This is a genomic window from Bacillus sp. AFS001701 (assembly GCF_002559405.1).
Lineage (GTDB): Bacteria > Bacillota > Bacilli > Bacillales > Bacillaceae_G > Gottfriedia.
In genome coordinates this window covers 20384-39509 of the sequence record NZ_NTZO01000058.1, presented here as the reverse complement: position 1 = coordinate 39509, position 19126 = coordinate 20384, and the positions used below count along the sequence as shown (strand labels likewise).

14 protein-coding genes are annotated in these 19126 nt (G+C 38.3%); all 14 read left to right on the top strand.

What is annotated here, in order from left to right; all coding sequences use genetic code 11:
* The first annotated feature begins 224 nt into the window (after nt 1-224).
* Nucleotides 225-1013, top strand: a complete 789-nt coding sequence (locus tag CN514_RS05050) for a hypothetical protein (protein WP_098231663.1) — start codon at nt 225-227, stop codon at nt 1011-1013.
* Complete coding sequence (locus CN514_RS05045) at nt 979-2949, top strand: type IV secretion system DNA-binding domain-containing protein (RefSeq protein WP_098231662.1); 1971 nt, start codon at nt 979-981, stop codon at nt 2947-2949. The genes CN514_RS05050 and CN514_RS05045 overlap by 35 nt, the downstream gene beginning before the upstream one ends.
* Nucleotides 2950-3044: 95 nt before the next feature.
* Nucleotides 3045-4013, top strand: a complete 969-nt coding sequence (locus tag CN514_RS05040) for a conjugal transfer protein (protein ID WP_176525801.1) — start codon at nt 3045-3047, stop codon at nt 4011-4013.
* 5 nt (nt 4014-4018) lie between these two features.
* Nucleotides 4019-4252 carry a TcpD family membrane protein gene (locus tag CN514_RS05035; protein ID WP_098231660.1) on the top strand — a complete coding sequence of 78 codons (234 nt, stop codon included), beginning with the start codon at nt 4019-4021 and terminating at the stop codon, nt 4250-4252.
* The gene (locus CN514_RS05030; RefSeq protein WP_176525800.1) at nt 4249-4638 is read left to right on the top strand and encodes a TcpE family conjugal transfer membrane protein; all 390 of its coding nucleotides are present in this window, start codon (nt 4249-4251) and stop codon (nt 4636-4638) included. Before CN514_RS05035 ends, CN514_RS05030 begins: the two co-directional genes overlap by 4 nt.
* Nucleotides 4639-4650: 12 nt before the next feature.
* Complete coding sequence (locus CN514_RS05025; RefSeq protein ID WP_098231658.1) at nt 4651-7101, top strand: ATP-binding protein; 2451 nt, start codon at nt 4651-4653, stop codon at nt 7099-7101.
* The gene (locus tag CN514_RS05020) at nt 7101-7532 is read left to right on the top strand and encodes a hypothetical protein (protein ID WP_098231657.1); all 432 of its coding nucleotides are present in this window, start codon (nt 7101-7103) and stop codon (nt 7530-7532) included. The genes CN514_RS05025 and CN514_RS05020 overlap by 1 nt, the downstream gene beginning before the upstream one ends.
* A 14-nt stretch (nt 7533-7546) precedes the next feature.
* Nucleotides 7547-9349, top strand: coding sequence for a CD3337/EF1877 family mobilome membrane protein (locus CN514_RS05015; RefSeq protein ID WP_098231656.1), 1803 nt, complete (start codon nt 7547-7549; stop codon nt 9347-9349).
* A 94-nt stretch (nt 9350-9443) separates the two neighbouring features.
* The gene (locus CN514_RS05010; RefSeq protein WP_098231655.1) at nt 9444-10481 is read left to right on the top strand and encodes a bifunctional lytic transglycosylase/C40 family peptidase; all 1038 of its coding nucleotides are present in this window, start codon (nt 9444-9446) and stop codon (nt 10479-10481) included.
* Between the two features lie 15 nt (nt 10482-10496).
* On the top strand, nt 10497-11030 hold the full coding sequence (locus CN514_RS05005) for a hypothetical protein (RefSeq protein ID WP_098231654.1): 534 nt from the start codon (nt 10497-10499) through the stop codon (nt 11028-11030).
* Nucleotides 11031-11775: 745 nt separating this feature from the next.
* Nucleotides 11776-12858: a HupE/UreJ family protein gene (locus CN514_RS05000; RefSeq protein WP_098231653.1), complete on the top strand. Its 1083-nt coding sequence runs from the start codon at nt 11776-11778 to the stop codon at nt 12856-12858.
* Nucleotides 12859-12952: 94 nt separating this feature from the next.
* Nucleotides 12953-16594: an outer membrane protein assembly factor BamB family protein gene (locus CN514_RS04995; protein WP_098231652.1), complete on the top strand. Its 3642-nt coding sequence runs from the start codon at nt 12953-12955 to the stop codon at nt 16592-16594.
* A 768-nt stretch (nt 16595-17362) separates the two neighbouring features.
* Nucleotides 17363-17743, top strand: coding sequence for a DUF4288 domain-containing protein (locus CN514_RS04990; RefSeq protein WP_098231651.1), 381 nt, complete (start codon nt 17363-17365; stop codon nt 17741-17743).
* 82 nt (nt 17744-17825) lie between these two features.
* Entirely contained in the window at nt 17826-18575 is a 750-nt protein-coding gene (locus CN514_RS04985; RefSeq protein ID WP_098231650.1) for a CPCC family cysteine-rich protein, read from the top strand.
* The last annotated feature ends 551 nt before the right edge of the window (nt 18576-19126 follow it).

The window sequence follows — 19126 nt, the reverse complement described above, 5'->3', positions numbered from 1 at the left end:
CCATTGTACTATGTTATATTTTTTAAAAAATTTATAGCTTCTTGCTTAGCTAATTTAGTAGTTTGATAGGGGATATTTTTCTAGTTTTCTATTAAATTCTTATTAGTAGTTGTGATTCAAATTGCGGTATGATTTGTCTTTTTTTCTAATGGAATTGGTAACGGTTTTGTTAACTGTTTAACGGGAAAGTGGTTCCTACATTTTAGGAAAAGGGGAATGTTTCGATGTTGAAGTACACATCGTTAAAAGAAAAGGATATAGAGTATTTGACGTTTATTTTGAGAAACGGAATGGTGACAGCAAAGCAGATCATGTTGAAATTTCAAGAGCCTAATATTCATCGTGTTTATAGGCGGTTAAGAAAATTAGAGGGTAAGAATTATTTAAAACATGAAATGATCGCTCATAAAGTGGGAGTTTATTTGGGGACAATCGAAGCCCGAAATTTAACAAATGTTAGTGCAACAGTACCAACAAAGGCCTCCATCTATACGATGCAGCATGATCTGCTTTTAACAGATTTGGTTCTCTATTATGAGTTTCAAGCTTTGAAGCAGGGTGTTGAATTTAAATATCGTACAGAAAGAGAAATTCGTCACTCAATGATTGGACAAGGGGATAATCAGAGTAAATTAAGGGCTTACAATGATAACAGGGACCGAATACCTGATGCAGTATTCTTTTTCAAGTCAGCTGAAGGAAAAGTGACAACCACTTGGGTCGAACTGGAACTAAATAAGAAAGAACGAAAACGATATGATGAAAAGTTTAAGCTTTTAGATGCTATGCTTTCAAGTGAACGAACAGAAGACCAACCTTACCCGTATGATCAAGTGATATATTTTGCAGATGATGTGAAAATACACAATGTCATCAATCAAGCGAAACAACGATTCATTAATGCTAGTAAAATTTCAGTACGTAAAATTCCTTCGGTTATTTTAGAAGAGCGATGGGAAGAGGTGATGCCAAGTGGACATGGCGAGGAGCCAGGAGCAATCTCAGCAAACTGAAACAGACAGGTTAATTGGGGAAATCGTTAGCTATGGTTTGATCGGTATGGTTGTGTTACTATTCTTTTTTCCTGCATTACTGGGAATGCTGATCTTTGCGATTATTCATCAATTCAAAAGGATTTGGCTATCATATGCTGCTCTTTTGATAGGAATTATGCTTCTTTTATGGCAATTTCAATTAGGAAACATCCTTACGTATTTTGGCATCATTTCTGAAATGAATATCCCGTATCTATCAATTGGACTAGAACGGTTATTCAATGAAGGTCATGTTATTAAAGCTAATGCTTCATCGTATGTGATGTTAGTCGCAATCGCGTTGTTATTTTCATTCGGGTACTTCGTTTTTGCAACGTTTTTTTGGAAAAAGCGAGTGAAAACCAAATCCGGTGAAGTACTAAAGCAAAAATCTGAACAGAAATATAAAGCGTTTCGCAAAAATAGGGTAACATTTTTGGACAAGAAACAGCAAAACTATCGAGAAAAACCTTCAACAGAAGTTTTTATAGGGTACACAGATTTTAAAGAACGTGTATCATTGAACTCCAACGAATTAAACTACCACATGCTTGCAACCGGAGGAACAGGTACAGGCAAAACAACGTTAATTGCTTCTTTAATGGAAGCAGCATTGCAGCAAGATAAACCAATTATCTTTGTTGACGGAAAAGGCGAACGAAAATCGATGCTTGAATTTAAATCCTTATGTGAAGCATATGGAAAAAACGTTTACTTATTTTCTGAAATGGACCACCTCACTTATAACCCCATCAAGAATGGAACTCCCACAGAAACAAGAGATAAATTAATGTCGCTTTTTTCCTTTTCTTCTGAAGGAGATGGCGCCTATTACACCGATATTGCTTCTCGTTATCTACAGCTGGTCGTTAAACTCATTGATGAAGCAGGCGAGAAAAGAGAAATTCAAACGATTGCAAAGTTAACCAATTTTAAGGAACTGAACGAATTCTTTAAAGAACACAGTATTCAAGAAGAAATTGAAGAAGAGATTGAAGTTGAAGTAGAAGAAGTTTTGGTTAGAAAACCTGAACAAAACTCTCAGGATGACGATTTAAGCGGTTTTATCACTTCTTCTGAACCAAAGGGCGATAAGGTCAAGAAAACGGTTAAAGAGAAGCGTAGGCGTTCAATTACAAAACTTCAAGAGGGTATGAAACACATCAAAAATATACTAGATCATGAATTCCCTGAAGAGATTGTGGAAGGTTGTCTGACTCGTTTGAAAATGCAATTAGGTGAGTTGTTAGAATCTGATTTAGGTCATTTATTTCTCGAAAGTGAAAATGGAATTGACCTCCAAAAGATTTCAGACAACAACGATGTTGTAATCTTCAGTATTTCTGGAAGCCGGTATGCCGATTATATTCGCAAAATTGGCAAAATGATTATCTTGGACGTTAATAGTTTGGTCGCTTACCGGCAGGTCAAGGGACGAAAATCGATATTTGGTGTATACGATGAATTCTCTGCCTACGCGGATCGTAGAATTGTAGACATTGTGAATAAATCTCGTTCAGCTGGGTTCGAGTGCATTATTTCGACTCAAACACTATCTGATATTGATGCAGTTGATCCGATTATGACGGAACAAATCATTTCCAACTGCAACATTATCGCCACTGGCCGTGTCAACTCATCGAAAGATGCAGAGCGGATCGCAAAAGTGTTTGGAACCTATTCCGACCAAGAAATTACACAGCAAATACAAAAGAAATACCCTCATTTAAGCTATGAGGCAGAAATGGGCACTGTACGCAATGTTGAACGATTCAAAGCCAATCCAAGTGACATTAAAAACTTACAAATTGGTGAAATATTCATTAATCGAAAAATGGTAGAGGAAGAAGATTATGCTACCTATTTCCGTCGAGTGTATGTCCGAAACGCATTAGACTTAGGAGGGATTCAATGAATGTTTTCGGTGTTCTTAAAAGGAGTATAGCCCAAGGCAGAAAAAAGGTTTTAAGAGATGAAAGGCGTATAAAATCCTCCCGATTGAATGGGAGGATGGCCTTTTCAATCCTATTTTGGTTAAGTCTAGTTGGAATTATTTTCTTCTCCTTTCAATCATGGGCTCGGACTGGATTTTTAAACGAGAAAGTGAATGGTTATCAAAAAGTAGCAAAAGCACAAATTGCCAGCTTACATAAGAAGGGTTTTGCGAAATCTCCAGCTGGTGAAGCGTATGCCAGTCAGTTTATTAATACCTTTATCAATCTATCCAATGATAAAAATGAACGAGAAGAACGAACGAAAAAACTTCAAAGTTTCCTTGCTGAAGGGCTAACGGTTGGAAAATTAGAGAATCTTTCAGTGTTTCAAGGAAAACGAGTTTTAAAGAGTGCGAGTCTTTATGATGTAAAGGAAGTAAAAGAGGATACAGCTAGTTATGTGTACCGTATCAATTATGAGCTTTTCAGAGTAACCCCGAAAAAAGTACAAGTAGAAGTGAAAAAGAAAAATGAAGTAGGAAGGGATGAAGTTGTAAAAGAAGAAAAAGTGACAACCGTAGTTGAATCATTGGGTCACAAAGAAGAAATGATTGTCGTCCGACTTGGGACTGATGGGAATTCTTTCAACGTGATTGAACAACCTTATTATCAAGCTCTTCCGGGCGAAACACGACTTACGGCTATTCATGATCAAACAGATCAAGCGAAAAAGAATGTGCAAATAGAAGATGAACTAAAACAATTTTCCTCCCAATTCTTCACTTCTTATACGACGAATTCCATTCAGGAAATGTCCTATTTGATGGATAAACCTGAATCTCTTAAAGATCTTTACGAGTATAAGGGATTAGAAGATTTTGTAGTATATGATGGAGAAAAAGAAGGGCAATACATTGTAAAGATGTTAGTGCTCTTACAGGAAGCAAATACGGGGCTACAAACGAAACACCCATTTACTCTTGTTGTGAAGAAAGAAAAGAATAAATTTTATGTTCAAAAATTAAAACACACTATAGGAGGATGATTTCCATGCTACCAGATATCTCAGGTTTAACCGATTACGTTTCAAGTCAGGTTGCAGCGATTGTATTTATCATCATGATTGTCATGATTGTTCGAGCGTTTATTTCACAGCGATGGGGACAATTCTTCTCTAGTTTTATTTTTGCCGTAATCTGTTATGTAATTGTCGCTAATCCAGGCGAATTTGAAAGTTTGGCAACGGCTATTTGGAAGCAAGTAAAAAGTGGTGGTCTTCATTGAGATCACAAGCCTACAGTTACCGAAAATTCTTCAAATATCCTTTGAAAATCTGGAAGATAGGAAAAGGTGAGAAATCGCTAGTCTTTTCCAAAGGAATTGAAATTAGACAAATAATTGTTTCCGTGTTGATCTTTGGTCTCTTCTTTCTTTTTAGAGTAAGTATTAATGAAGTTTTACCGACCACTTTGCAACTAGCATTTTATGCTGTGTTGCCTTGGCTAATCGCTGGAGCGATTTGTCGGAGTAAGTTAGATGGTAAACGTCTAGACCGTTTCTTTATTGGCTACTTTCGCTATCTATTTTCGAAACGATTCAGCTATAGCAACGAGAAATGCGTTTACCAGCCTCAAATGAAAAAAACGCAAACTTATGAGCGATTCCAATAAGGTGGTGGATCTATGATTCAGTTCCCGATTCAATCATATAAAGAAAATGTCATCTATACCCATGAAATGGAAGCTTGGGCCTACTATCGTTTACATGAAAACACTGTAGGCGTGAATGAAGAGGAAGCTGAAAATCATCTTGTTAACCGACTTCAAAGGCTTGCTTGGCAGTTCGCGGCCTTTGAGGAAATTGATTATAAAATCATTCCAATTCCAATTGATATTGATAAACGATTGGGTAGTCTAGAGCAGCAATATGAAGGCAATTATGCAGAAATCGGAAAATACTATGCCGAAAGAGCAAAAGATATTTTGCGTGAAGAAGCCAAGCATGTTGTGGAGTATAAATTCTTTGTCGGTGTTAAACTCAAACGCCGTGAACTTGATGAGAGTTTGATTCGTACGTTTTCTAATTCATTTAAAAGTATGAACCGTTATTTACAAAAGCTTGCAGGGTTTGGTGGACAAGAGGTGGATGAAGGTACTGTCCACCTTTTTAAAGAATCTGAAGAAGAGGCTTTTGCGACGCTTCAAAACTATTTAGGAGCTTATCGAATAAAAGAAAATGAACTGCGTTATCTAATCCGTCACCAGTTTGTAAGGGGTCAAAAACAGCCGGGTGGAGAGGGAAGTATGTATAGCCTTACAGAAGGGATACTCGATCCAGGAAAGCCTGGATATATCCAAATTAAACAGCTGGATGATGAATCATGGTGTACATTTCTTCCCGTTTCTGAATTCCCAATTGATGTAACCTATAAAGAATGGGCGTATTTATTTCAGTCATACGACTTCCCAGTCGAACTAAATATGAGAACCATCTACAAGAAAATGAAGGATGATATAAACTATACTAATACCATCAAAAAGCGTTTCCGCGATCAAGACGCTCAACTCATCGAGGCAAACGAAGACGATGATAGTTTGATTAATACGGGGCGGGAGCTTTTACATGAACTAGAAAATCAAATTAAAAATCAAGGAAAGCCTCTTCTTAGAACGCACATTCATTTTGTTGTCTATGGAAAGACGAAGGAAGAAGTTCGAAAAAAAGCTAGAAGGCTGAAAATTGATTTTAAGGACCAACAAATTGAACTAGTACAGCCGTTAGCCGATCAACTCCTTTTATTCCATCAGTCAATACCAGCAGCTAAAATTGTAGCAGAAGATTGGGAACAAATTTTGACGCCTGAATCATTTGCAGAATCCCTCTTCTCACTTACACGAAAAATTGGAAATACGGTAGGTTTTTATTTAGGGAAAAACATTTCACATCAAGGAGAAAGTCTTGAAAACTCTCAATCTCTTGTATTTTATCATCCATTTCTTGCTCATTTAGGGCTAAAAGGGTCTAAATATTCTTCTCCTCATGTTACTATTTCTGGACCAACGGGGATGGGAAAATCATATCTTTTGAAAGACATATTACTAAATTCAGTCTTTTTTGGAGCAAAGGTGCTCATGACGGATCCAAAAAACGAAGTAGAGAAGAAATTCAAACAGGCGCTTACACCTGAAATGGAATATACAGCTCCATTTTTCAAAGAGTTGATTGAAAGCTTTAACTATATCACGCTATCGAGTGAAAAGCAGGATGCAGGGAAACTGGACCCTCTTACTTTTCTTGAAGGAGAAGAAGCACAAGATGCAGCCGTAGGTGTTCTTGAATATTTATCTGAACTTCAGTCCAATGAACGGAATGTCAAAACTGCCATTTATAAAGGTGTCCGTTATATTATGCAACGGGAAACAAATCCAGGACTTTTAAAAGTTGTTCGCTATCTGCAATCGTCTGAGGATCTGGATGTTAAAAATGTCGGTGACTTGCTTTATGAGATTGGCACAAATGGGATTGCAAAACTCATGTTTTCAGAAGGAAACGTGGAAGGGATTAGTCTTAGTGAACAAGTCAACATCTTACAGATTCAAAATTTAAATCTTCCAGAAGAAGGAGAAAAAGCTGTCACGCGGGATGAACACATTGCTGTTGCACTCATGCAACCATTAGCGAAATTCGCAACAAAATTTGCTCGAGATGATTCAGTCGTTAAATTAACGATTTTTGAAGAAGCGTGGATGCTCATGAATACAGGTGCTGGTGATCGATTGATTAATGAATTGTTGCGAACTGGCCGTTCCTTACGATCAGCTGTTTATATCATTACACAATCTACCTATGAATATAACAAACCACAAATCAAAGAAAATATTGGAACTAAATTTGCATTTAAAGCAAAGACAACAGAAGAAGCCGCGAATATTATTGAATTTCTTGGCATGGAGGACAATAAAGCGAATCGAGATATGCTAAAAAACCTGACGGAAGGTCAGTGTATTGTGGAAGATATGTATGGTCGTACCGCCAAAATTCAAACGGATGTCTTATTTGACGAATGGATTCATGCCTTCAACACGAAAGAAAACGATCGAGGCAGAGCAGAAATTGAGGAGGCGTTTATCTGATGAAAAAACTATTAATTTGCACTACTACTTTGATTGCACTTTTAGCGGGGTGCAGTCAGAGTACTGCTCCCGAAGATGTGGCAAAGGTAACCTATGAGTGGGAAAAGGCAACCCTTAAAGCTGATTACGAAAGAGAACAACAACTTTTATATAAAGAAGGAACCTACGAAATTCATAAAGACAGCCCTGCCAGAAACAATAGTCTAAAATACAAAGATATGAAAATTGAGGTTTTTTATGATAAAAAAAATGAAAGATACTATAGTCTATTTAACTATATAAATCCTGAGGCAGGAAACAAAGTAGAGGACAGTTACGTTGTTCGTGAAAAAAATGAAGAATTGAAAATAGATATAGAAGGAAGTAAAGATATAGATCAAGTGAAAATAAGAAATAGTTTTGAGCGGGAAGCTTGTATTCACTGCAAATAATAAGGAGGGATTAGATGAAATTCCTGAAATATGGCATAGCTTTATGTCTAGCACTATTGTTTCTTCTAGTTCCAATATCTTCACTTGCAGAGGTTCCCTCATCAATTGTTCAAAAAAAAGTAGAAATGGTTGGACATGTGATACTAGAGAGTAAGGCGTATCCCCTAGATCACTATAAAATGGAAGCAGACATTGGGGACGGACTAAAAGACACTGGTGATAATGCATTACATGCCATTAATCAAGGGATGTGGGGAATTAATAAGACAATTGCTAGTTTTACCCTTTATGCTATTAATCAACTCATGTCATTCGATTTAATTAGCAACATTGTCAGCGAAGCAGGCATTATGAGTGAACGAATCTATGAAATTATGTCAGGGACATTTTTATCTCTGTTTGTCGTTATGGTAGGGGGAATTGCAGCATGGCGTTATTTTGTAAATCAACAAATGGGTTATGCGGTAAAAGCAATTCTTGGTGCTTTGGCTATTATGATTCTCACTTTTTGGTTCTATTCTAATACAACTGGAAACATCAAATGGCTAAATGACAGAGGAGCAGAGCTTGAAGGGATTGCTAGCTCGGTAAACGTACTTGTCAGTTCAGATGAATTTGATACTAATGCTGCATATGACCCAAAAGAGGGAATTGCGGTCTTAGAGAATCAACTGTTTAACCTTATGGTAAAACGTCCATATTTACTTCTAAATTATGGTTCTACTAAAGAGAATGAAGTAATAAGAGAGGATCCAAACCGAGTAGATAAACTATTAGAAATCTTACCTTACACAGAGGAAGGAAAGGAAAAAAGAAGTGACATTGTAACTGATGAGTCTAAGAATGGTAACAAGCAAATGTCTCCAGATTTTAGTGGGGAACGTTTCGGATATCTGATCATCACGCTCATTTCTACCATTGCCCTTTCAATTCCAGTGTTGTTGTTAGGTATTTTTAAGTTTTTACTGCAAGTATGGTTTTTAGCATTAGTGATTTTCACGGCAATTCCACTTGTTCTTTCATTAATTCCTTCTTACAGTGAAAGTGCACTTAATCATGGCAAGAAGCTTGTAGGTGTGTTAATGATGAAGTCAGCACTGGTACTTTTAATCGCCGTTATAACCGGGATTGTTACCTTGCTTTACGAATCGGTCAAAGTCACTAATGGAGTAGAAGGCTATGCATTCGTTGTCTTCCTAATCTGTATTACGATTTGGGGCTTATTCAAATATCGGACTGAACTATTTGAGGTGGCTTCTGCTGGAATGATTCAAGGTCAGCAAGTAGTCGAAAGAGTAACAGCTCACTCATTTGACAGAATGGGTTACGCTGGTGAACGAGGTTTCAAAGGTGCAAAAAGAATAGTGAGTGATGTATACCGAAACCATCAAAAGAAAAAGCGTCATGCTGAGCTTTTGGCGGGAGGTGCAGGACGGAAAACAGTTACAAATGGTGCTATTTCGATTAATCGACAATCGGAGCACCGAAAAGCAGTGGGGGAAAATGCCCCACAAAAACAAGTTACTCGCAAAAATCAAGAGCAACAAGCTACTCCAAAAGGTACTAAAAAAACATCCACTGTATCGGAGGCTGGAACATCAACCAAACGAACAATAGGAATCGATCAAAAGAAGCCTTCTACTTATCGTAAACAGTCTGGTAGACTAGAAAGTCAAAATGAAGTGGCAGCGTCAAGAGAACCCGAAAAATACCTCACTAAGTGGGAAGCCGAGCAGCAGATCAAAAATAAAAATTCCAAGCCTTCGACTGAAACAGTCAAGCAATCAAAAAGTAGAAAACCAAAACAACGAAAATGATGGACTGTATAAGTGTTTTGACGACATAACAATTTCATTTTTGAACAATTCTACCTGTAATTGAGTCAGAATTGCTATTTAGAAAGGAGAGCATATGCAAGGTGTTTTGAAGAAAGGTGCTAAAGTTGCTGGTACTATTGCCGTTCTTAAAAACCCTCTTACGTGGATACTTACAGGTATCCTCTTTCTTCTTTTCTCTATTTTCGGAGTCGCTTTATTTCTTTCAATTAGTTTAGGTGGAGAGAATCAATTTGAATCAGGCATGTCAGGAGAAGGAGCCGGAGGAACTGCACAAGTATCAGCAGAAGTATTGCGTTATGAACCTCTTATTCAGAAATATGCAGAGGAATATGGAATTGGTAAGTATGTGGGGCTTATTATGGCTCTCATTCAGCAAGAGTCAGGGGGAAGACAGTTAGATGTGATGCAATCTTCGGAGTCAATTGGACTTCCTCCTGGGGCCATTACAGACCCTGACTATTCCATAAAAATCGGAGTGAAATATTTTTCGGAAGTAATGAAGCAAGCCAAAGGTGATATTCGCCTTGCTTTGCAAGCTTACAACTTTGGAAACAGCTTTATCCAGTACGCATTAGAGCGAGGAGGTTATTCCGAAGAAATTGCCTCCCAATTTAGTCAAGCAATGTCTGAGAAGTTGGGTTGGTCAAGTTACGGTGATGTCAATTATGTAGAGCATGTACTTCGCTATTATCATACTGAAAATGACAGTATCGTGGTTGTTGGAGATGGTACCCAACGATTTGATGTGGAGGAAGTGCATAATATAATGAAAGAATTTCTTGGCCTTCCTTATGTATGGGGCGGTAGAACACCAGCATCAGGAGGATTTGATTGTTCAGGATTACTAGAATATACCTTCGCACAAGTAGGAATCGATTTGTATGGGACAGCCGAGTCGCAATACAACAAAACCGTCCCTGTTCCTGAGGATCAAATAAAACCAGGCGATTTAGTTTTCTTCTCTACCTACAAATTGGGACCTTCCCATGTTGGAATGTATGTAGGAGATGGAAAGTTTATTAATTCAAATGGTAGTAACGGAACCTCTTATTCTTCCTTTAAAGAATGGAAGAAACTATATCCCTTCTTGGGCTTCAGACGGATTCCATAATGGAGGTGAGGGTTTATGGAACCAAATCAAAAGAAAAACGTTATCTTGCTAATGGTAGGTTTTATCACTGCGGTTATCGTAATTGTGTATGTGTTCAGTTTACGCATTCAGTTACAAGAGGTCAGCACCAACCAAAAAAACTATGAAAAGAAAATTGCTACTTTAACTTCGATCCAGAATTCGGACTCATTAGTGGTAAACCAAGCGTTTCTAAAATACTTCTTCACTTACGAAACGACTGCTGAACGCTATCAAAATATTAAACCATTTATGACTGATCAAGGATATAAGGCAACATATCCATCAGGTTTGAAAGTACGGAATGGGGATCAATCGGTGAAATCCTCATTAGTAGGATTAAAGCCATTTGAATATCAATCCTCAAAGACAGAAGCTGAATTTTTTAATGAATTTAAATTAAGTACAGAGTTTAATAATGTCAGTAATATGGAAACTGTCATTGTCAAAACGTCCTTGATTTATGTAAAGGATCAAGGTTGGAAGATAGATGATGTTGAGTTTGTCGGGCAGTTGACAGGACGTAAGTAATATCAAAAAGAGTTCTAGGGTAGGTAGTTTGTTTTATTTAATGTCTGACAGGAGCAAATTACTTCATAATAAGTATTCTGCATGTTAGAATTTTCAGAAATATAGTTATGAAGAATTTGAGACTATGTTTATCGTTTAGATTTGTAAGCCAGAGGGAAAGAAAATCATGATAACTTTGAAAGGGAGGAATGAAGAATGGATGTCAAATTTACATTGGTTCTTCTTCGGATACCACTTAAAAGAAACTGAGGCAGATAAAGTCTCATGTAAAAGGGGACTTTATAATAAATATTGTTTCTAAAATGTGAGTCGTCATAAATATCCAGAAGTTAAGCANNTGCTTAACTTCTGGATATTTTTATAGATGTCCACAATATATTTTCTGAGGTTTGATGAATGTATTGCTTATAAGAGACTATTATTCTCTCTAGCCATATCCTTACTTGCTTGTTAGCTTTTTCTTTAGAATTACCTGTTAATATAATCGACAGGATCGATACTATAACAAAAATTACAATTGATGCGATTATGTATCTGATTATGTATGCAGCTCCTATATAAATAATTTAAAGTTCTACTTTTTTTGACTAAATTTTACAAATATTTAATATTTACAAAAAACTATTTTAATACAATCCATTTAATATTAACTGGTAAGTTATACCAAGTAAAAGGGGGGAAAAGTGAAAAAAAATGCCAGCTAATTTTTGAATGTTAAATTTATAGATTAAAGGTGTGAGAGACTTTGAAAAAAATAGTAGTTAAGTTTGCTGCGGTATTTTCCTTTATCACATTAATGTTTTTGCCTATTAATGTATCTGCCCACACCGATAACAGTGAAGGGTATTCGAAAATTACGATGAAAAGGGATAAGCTTCAAGTAGAATTACACCTCGATTTTTTCGAACTTGGGCGGCTAATCAATTTTGGCGTTCGTCCAGGTGTTGAGGAAGACCTACTGAAAAGTGCTTTAGCAAAGCAACGTGGGAATGTTGCTGAGTACCTTGATTCCCGCTTCCAAGTATATACCAATGGTGCGAAAGCAAGGGGTTCCGTTATTTCCACTGATATCGAAAACAGGGTAGGCAGAGACTACGCCAAAATAAGGCTCGAATTTCCTATACCGTCAGACGAATCTGCCATCCAAATAAATTATAGTGTTTTCTTTGATGATAATGATTCTATGCATCGAAATATCATGACATATGATTTAGAAAATAAAAAAGGCCAATATATTTTCAATACAGAAGACAGAGAATTTAATGCTGGAAAGGAAAGTATGGGAGGACAGTTTTTCCGGTTCGTTCAGCTCGGTTTCCACCATATCATGATTGGTTATGATCATATACTTTTTGTCATAGCCCTCGTATTTGGGGCTCGCCGAATTACTGATGTTCTAAAGGTCATTTCAGTATTTACATTAGCCCACAGTATTACCATTGGGTTAACCGCATTAAAGCTGGTCCAATTCCCTGCTGATATTATAGAGCCACTTATTGCTCTTAGTATTGCATTCGTAGCCGTAGAAAACTATTTTGGTTTTTCAGCAAAATATCGATTTGCCGTTGTATTTGGATTCGGTCTAATTCATGGCGTCGGCTTTGCCGGTGCTTTACAGCTTTCTAATGATGTTACATGGAGATCAATCCTGTCGATTTTTTCATTCAATGTTGGTGTTGAAGCAGGACAAGCCTTAATTATATTAATTTTATTTCCCTTACTTGTATATATCCGTAAATTTAAATGGTCCACTGTCGTACAGTCAGCAGCAACGGCTGGTATTTTTGCAATCGGGCTGATGTGGTATTTCGAGCGTTTCTTCGCTTGATAAAATAACTAAGCTTTTAAGGTGGTGGTACGAACATTACTATTTGAGGTTCAAATTATCGAGAAATTTATCTAAAAAACCAGGAGGAGAAATCATGAAGCCAATAGAAGACAAAGGGAAAATTATAAAACAAAAACTTAAACCTTTTGCTGCAGTTGCAATGTGCGGCCTCGCTTTTACTGCTGTAGTTAAACCAGTTGTAGCGGAAAATCCTACAGCAACTATAAAGGGTACGGTCTTCGCTGACAAAAACGGAAATGGGACCCGTGATGGGAACGAGGAGGGCATTCCGCATGTTTCCGTATCTGACGGTAAAAATATTACCGTCACAGACAGTCAGGGAAATTATACTCTCACAATCAATACAGACAGGCGTAAGGAAGATATCGTTTTTGTATCGGTTCCAAACGGATACACCGTACCGACAGACAAAAACAAAACACCGCAGTTTTATCAGCAATTAGGAAATGTTCAGGCTGGGGAAACAAAGGAACAAAACTTTGGTCTTTTACATACGCCAGAGAGCAATAATCCGAACTTTAGCTTTGTCAACATTGCCGATGTACACGTTCAAGAAGGTACAGCCAATAACCGTGAGCGCTTCACAGACCAGTTAGCGCAAATTAATCAATCAACAGGAAATCCGGCCTTCATTGCCGTTAGTGGAGATTTAACCAATCGAGCAGACGATACGGAATTCAAGGATTATCAAGCGAGTACGGCTACATCTTCACTTCCGGTCTATCCGGCAGTTGGAAACCATGATTTTGCCCCGGGTTCGGACTATAAGACGAGAATTGATAAGTACCGCAATTATCTCGGACCGGAGTGGTATTCCTTTGATTATGGCAATCGGCACTTCGTAACATTAGAAAACACTTTAGGTTTCAATGAATCCGACCAGTTTGAGTGGTTAAAGCAGGATCTTGAACTGAATGCAAAAGACAAAGAAGTTGTTGTATTTGTTCACAAACCGATGAATACGCCAGAAACCCCGTCACCGGATAACACGAAAAAATTTATTGAACTACTTAGCCAATATCATACGCGCTTGGTGATGGTAGGACATACTCACGTCAATGATGTAGCCCAGGACACAATTCCAGGCGCTAACCATGTGACAACCGTTTCCAGTGCCTATACGATTGACCAGATGCCGAACGGCTTCCGAATGGTTACCTTCCAGGGAGACAAGCAGGAAGAGAAATATAAAATGTATGACGTTAAGCAAAGCGCAGCGATTGTTCATCCTGCAGCAGGTAGCGAAGTTCCTCAAGGGAAAATGGACATTTTGGTAAACGCCTATAACACAACAAGTAACGTTACTAAGGTTGAATACCGTATTGATGGCGGCTCGTGGAGAAAGCTAAATCAAAGCAGCGGTATGGCCTGGTATGACCAATGGGATGCTAGAAAAGCAAATAAAGGTCAGCATGCCATTGAAGTTAGAGTAACAGATGATAGGGGCAAGATTTGGGTAAAAAATAATACGTTCAGCATTGTTGATAATGAAACTCAGATTAAACCGAAGAAGGGAACAGACTGGTCGATGTTTCACGGCAATGCCCAGCATACCGGGGAGGCAAAAGATACACTTGCAGCTGATCTGAGCCTTGATTGGACATACCGTACACCTGGAACAATCCTTACTTCGTCACCTGCCATTTCAAATGGTGTGGTTTATATTGGTACACGTGATGAAAGCAGTAATCAGCATCACGCTATCCATGCAGTTGACCTTGAGACAGGTAAAAAGCGGTGGGAAGTTAAAGCAGACGCACAGGTACAAGCTTCGCCTGCAGTTGCAGACGGAATTGTATATGCTTCGTCGATTCGCGGTACACTTTATGCCATGAATGCAGAAACCGGAGAGATAATTTGGGAAAAGACTGTTGGGAAGGATGAAGTACAGCGCGCTTGGATGTACTATTCTCCAACAGTAGTAGATGGAGTAGTCTACCAGGCATACAGCACAGGCAGTGGCGGAAAAATAATGGCTCTTGATGCCCGCACAGGTGCAGAAAAATGGAATGTTCCTTTAGCTGGCGGCTGGATTGTAGAATCTACTCCTGTCGTTCAGGACGGGAAAATTTATGTTGGAGGAGATGGCGGCTGGTTGATCTCACTTGACGCTTCAACCGGTAAAGAATTATGGAGGAAACAACCTGCTGGCGGCTGGATGCACTCAATGCCTTCTATCTCGGATGGACGGGTTTATATGGGGTACGGCGGCGGATTGCTGGTTACTCTTGATGCAGCTACTGGCAAAGAGCTATGGCGGTACAAGAGCACGGATTCATCCTATATTGCTGGCGGTACAACTGGTTCCTCTCCTGCAGTAGCGGATGGTATGGTATATATGGGATTCCCGGATGGAAACGTAGCTGCGTTCGATGCAGTCACTGGTACAAAGAAGTGGAGCTATCGCACAAAGGGTGGGATTATTTCTTCTGCAGCGGTTAGTGGTGAAACTGTATTTATCGGCTCGAACGATGGAAAACTTTATGCATTTGACAAATTAACCGGACAGCCTTTATGGGAGCACGAAATAGGGGCATGGGTAGCTTCTTCCCCGGCTATTTCCGGAAACACTTTAGTAGTAGGAGCATTAGACGGGAATCTGTACGCATATACTCCAGGAGGAAAGTCTGCACAACGCTGGCCGAGACTAACTGGAAAAGTAACGGACGGTGTAACAGGAGAGCCGATTGGAGGAGCAACGATTGTTGCGACTGACAGCCAAGGAAAAAGTCAGGTTTCTACAACGAATGCTAACGGACAATACCTTATCGGATTACAGCCTGGCAAATATTCACTTACTGCTAAACGCAGGGGCTATCAAATCGATGCACCGGTTTCCATAGAAGTTGCTAACGGAGAAGTGAAAACAGTTCCATTTAAAATAAGTGGAATCACAGCACCTGTGGCAGGAATGTCCTTGGAAACTCCGGATTTTAATGCTGGAAGCCCGCGGCTCGATGCAATGACGGGACAAACTTATCACTATATCATGAATAACCGTATCCAAGCGACGATTTCCTCACAGATTGGTGCTAATAACCTGGCAGGTACATTTCAGCCGGGCTGGCTTGGGGACATTGCCTTGCTTGATGACAACGCACTGGAAACGCTCGATTGGAGTGAATGGATCCTTTCACCGACAATGAATGATCCAAAACGTCCTTGGAACCGTGATGGAGAGTGGCTGTCATTATCGAATGTCGAAACGGTTGGCGATACCATCCATGCATCCGGACAGGCACAAATAGATCCTTCTATTAAAACTTCTGTTACGTATCGGGCACTTCCAAATGCACCGGTGGTAAAGTTTACGCTCGAATTGGAGAATACGGGTGAGAAGGATTTCAATGGTTATTTCCAATACCTGCTTGATCCAGACAGTGCAGATGACACAGCGTTTGTTCCAGGGATTACGAAAACAAATCCTGGCTTCATGACTTCAGGGTGGGCTGGAAACTATATTTATGACGGTCCGAAAGCTGCCATCTCCAGCCCTGCACATGGAATTGCTTGGACTAAAGACCAACCTTCCGGATTAAGTGCTTTTGGATATATTTTCGGAGCATCGTTTGATGTAAGCATGAAAGCTGGCGAAAAACGTACGATTAGCTGGTATCATATTACGGACTATCCTGCCGACGGAAGCAATCCTACAGCAAATATCGCTAAATGGGCAAATCAACTTGCTTCAATTGATCCGGAAGTAACACATTGACCTTGACCTGAGCTATATATTTGATCAAGTAAAATGTTAAAAACACTAGATAAGATACATTTTAGACATATTAGTCATTACCAATTGGGATGATGAAGATGCGATATATGAAGAAATGGAAGGGATGTTTAGTGACCCCAAAAATCAAGAAATCTTAAACAAGATCGAAACTATTTACTAGTAGAATACTTTACAAATGTTAATAAATAGTAATATAAAAAAATGGCTGGAAATCCAATGTGATTTTCAGCCATTTTTATACGTTTAGGGTGCCTCCGTTGATTCTTAACACTATAAATATAAAGAATAGTAAAAACGACAATAAATTAAAATAAAAACATATGTCGATAATAACAACGATGTTGTTGTTATTGTTAATTATAAATATGAAAATCAAGAGAAAAAGAATTAATAAATAAAAGAATAGTGAGGCAGTAAAAGTGTATAGATATAAAAAACAACCATGAATTACCATTACAATTTTTGTAAAAAAAGAATTTTAAAAGAGCATTTCAATTCTTCAAATTGATAGTCTGCTAATAATAGACTAGGGTAATTTCATCATCTTTATAGACATCTTCTGTTTGAATTTATACAAATAAAAAGAACTTTAATTATCTCTCAAACTTTATAACTAACATTATTTACTTCTTTAAAACCTATCACCTTCAAGTAAGTTTTTTCCTCTTAACTCTTAACTCATAAAACATCCGATTCTTGAATAATACACTACTAATGGGTTAAAAAGACGTGCGAGGAGGTCTATAAATGAATAAACGAATGAGGAAAAAGAAACTCGATTGGTACACTGTCACACTTCTGTTTGAATATCAATCAGTGGGTGAACCTGATTTAGAAAAAATCGATGAGGAATACACAGAGGATAAATTGTATGAAGAAATCACGATCCTCTTCCAGGCCTCTTCACATGAGCAAGCCCATGCAAAAGCAAAACGAGTGGCAAAAGACGAAGAAAGGGAATTCACCAATGTATACGGGGAAACGGTAAAATACGTGTTCATTAAAGCGATTCAAAGCTTACATTTGTGGGACAAGACCTTACAAACGGGTACAGAGGTTCATTACCGCTTTTTATATACCCCCAACAAGCTGTCACGAGAAGATTTTCTTTCACAACAATACCCTTAAGAAACAAGACTACCCGATGGACGAATCTGTTCAAAAGATATGGTAGATGAAATGATGAGTGAACTGATGAGGAGGGTGTAACATGAATCGTGGAATTTGTCCGTGCTGTGGTTACCCAACATTAGAGGAGCGTGCTGCTTGCGATATCTGTATGCTTTGCAATTGGGAAGATTTGCCGTTCGGTGATAGTTTTGATCGTTTTGAAGATGTCGATCCAAATGGCAATTCTGGTTTAGCCGAATCAAGAAGAAATTTTAACAAGTATTACATTATGTATAGTGAAAAAAGAATTATCAATAGGCAAACCCCTAAGGAAATTGAAGCGAAAAAAGCGTTAATCAGCGCCTATCACGAATGTGAAAAATATAAAACCGACCTTATAACCTATAAAGCACTTTGGAGAAAGGCAAAGGTGTGCGAGCAGCATTTAAGAAGCGCACAAGGTTGTGACCCGATAGGAGTTTATTTCTTTGTGGCTAATATGTTTCAAGAATTGTCTAAATCGGATGAATATATTCTATTGGAAGACAATCCGCGCCATCATATCAGTGTGATGGAATACTATCGTTCTCGTCGTGAATCACCAATGGATGATCAACATGTTAATTTGCTGCTTCAATTAAGGAACTATTCGAAAAAGAAATACAACCTTCAAGAAATAAATACATTAATCCAGGTCTGTGAAAAGTTACTCCATACGCATACAGAAGATGAACGAGATGATCGAAAAGTAAGAGAATTTGTTGATGATTTAAAAGATTTATGCCAAATCGCATTAAGTACGGGACAGTTTGTCATTGCAGTAGGAACTGAATCCAATATATTTCGTTAATGGTCTTTCAATTGAAATGTCTTCGGAAAAAACGGATGCTTTTGTTACACAATGAGATCGTTACTTGAACTTCGATTTGTCTTCCTGGTGGAAGAAGTTTTTCATATCGATGCGCCATTTTAATAGAAGAAAGTCGTCATCGTAACGCCGAATATTTATGGGTGGCTGCGATCTCAGATAAATACAAGCAAATCGTCCCGACATCTGTTGGTAAGTGAAAAACTTGTTGCCTTCTAGCAACCTATTTTCTTATGAAAAGTACTTGAATGAACGTTAAGAATGTACGTCAGGCGGGCAGCACGACGGACTGATTAGTAAGGAAAAGTGAACCTTACTGTCATTTCCGTATGTATCGCTTCGGTATTAAATGGACCGATAACCACGGTCTGTACGGACGAGCGCGAACATTCCGTAGGTTCCTGTTCCATTTACGGCAAGGCCGCCATACCGAACGAGCCGGAAACCGCAAAATCAAAAGAATAAAAGAATATAAGACAAAAGGAGAGCAGCCATTACGGCTGCTTTTATTTGTGATTTTTCCCATTTGCCTT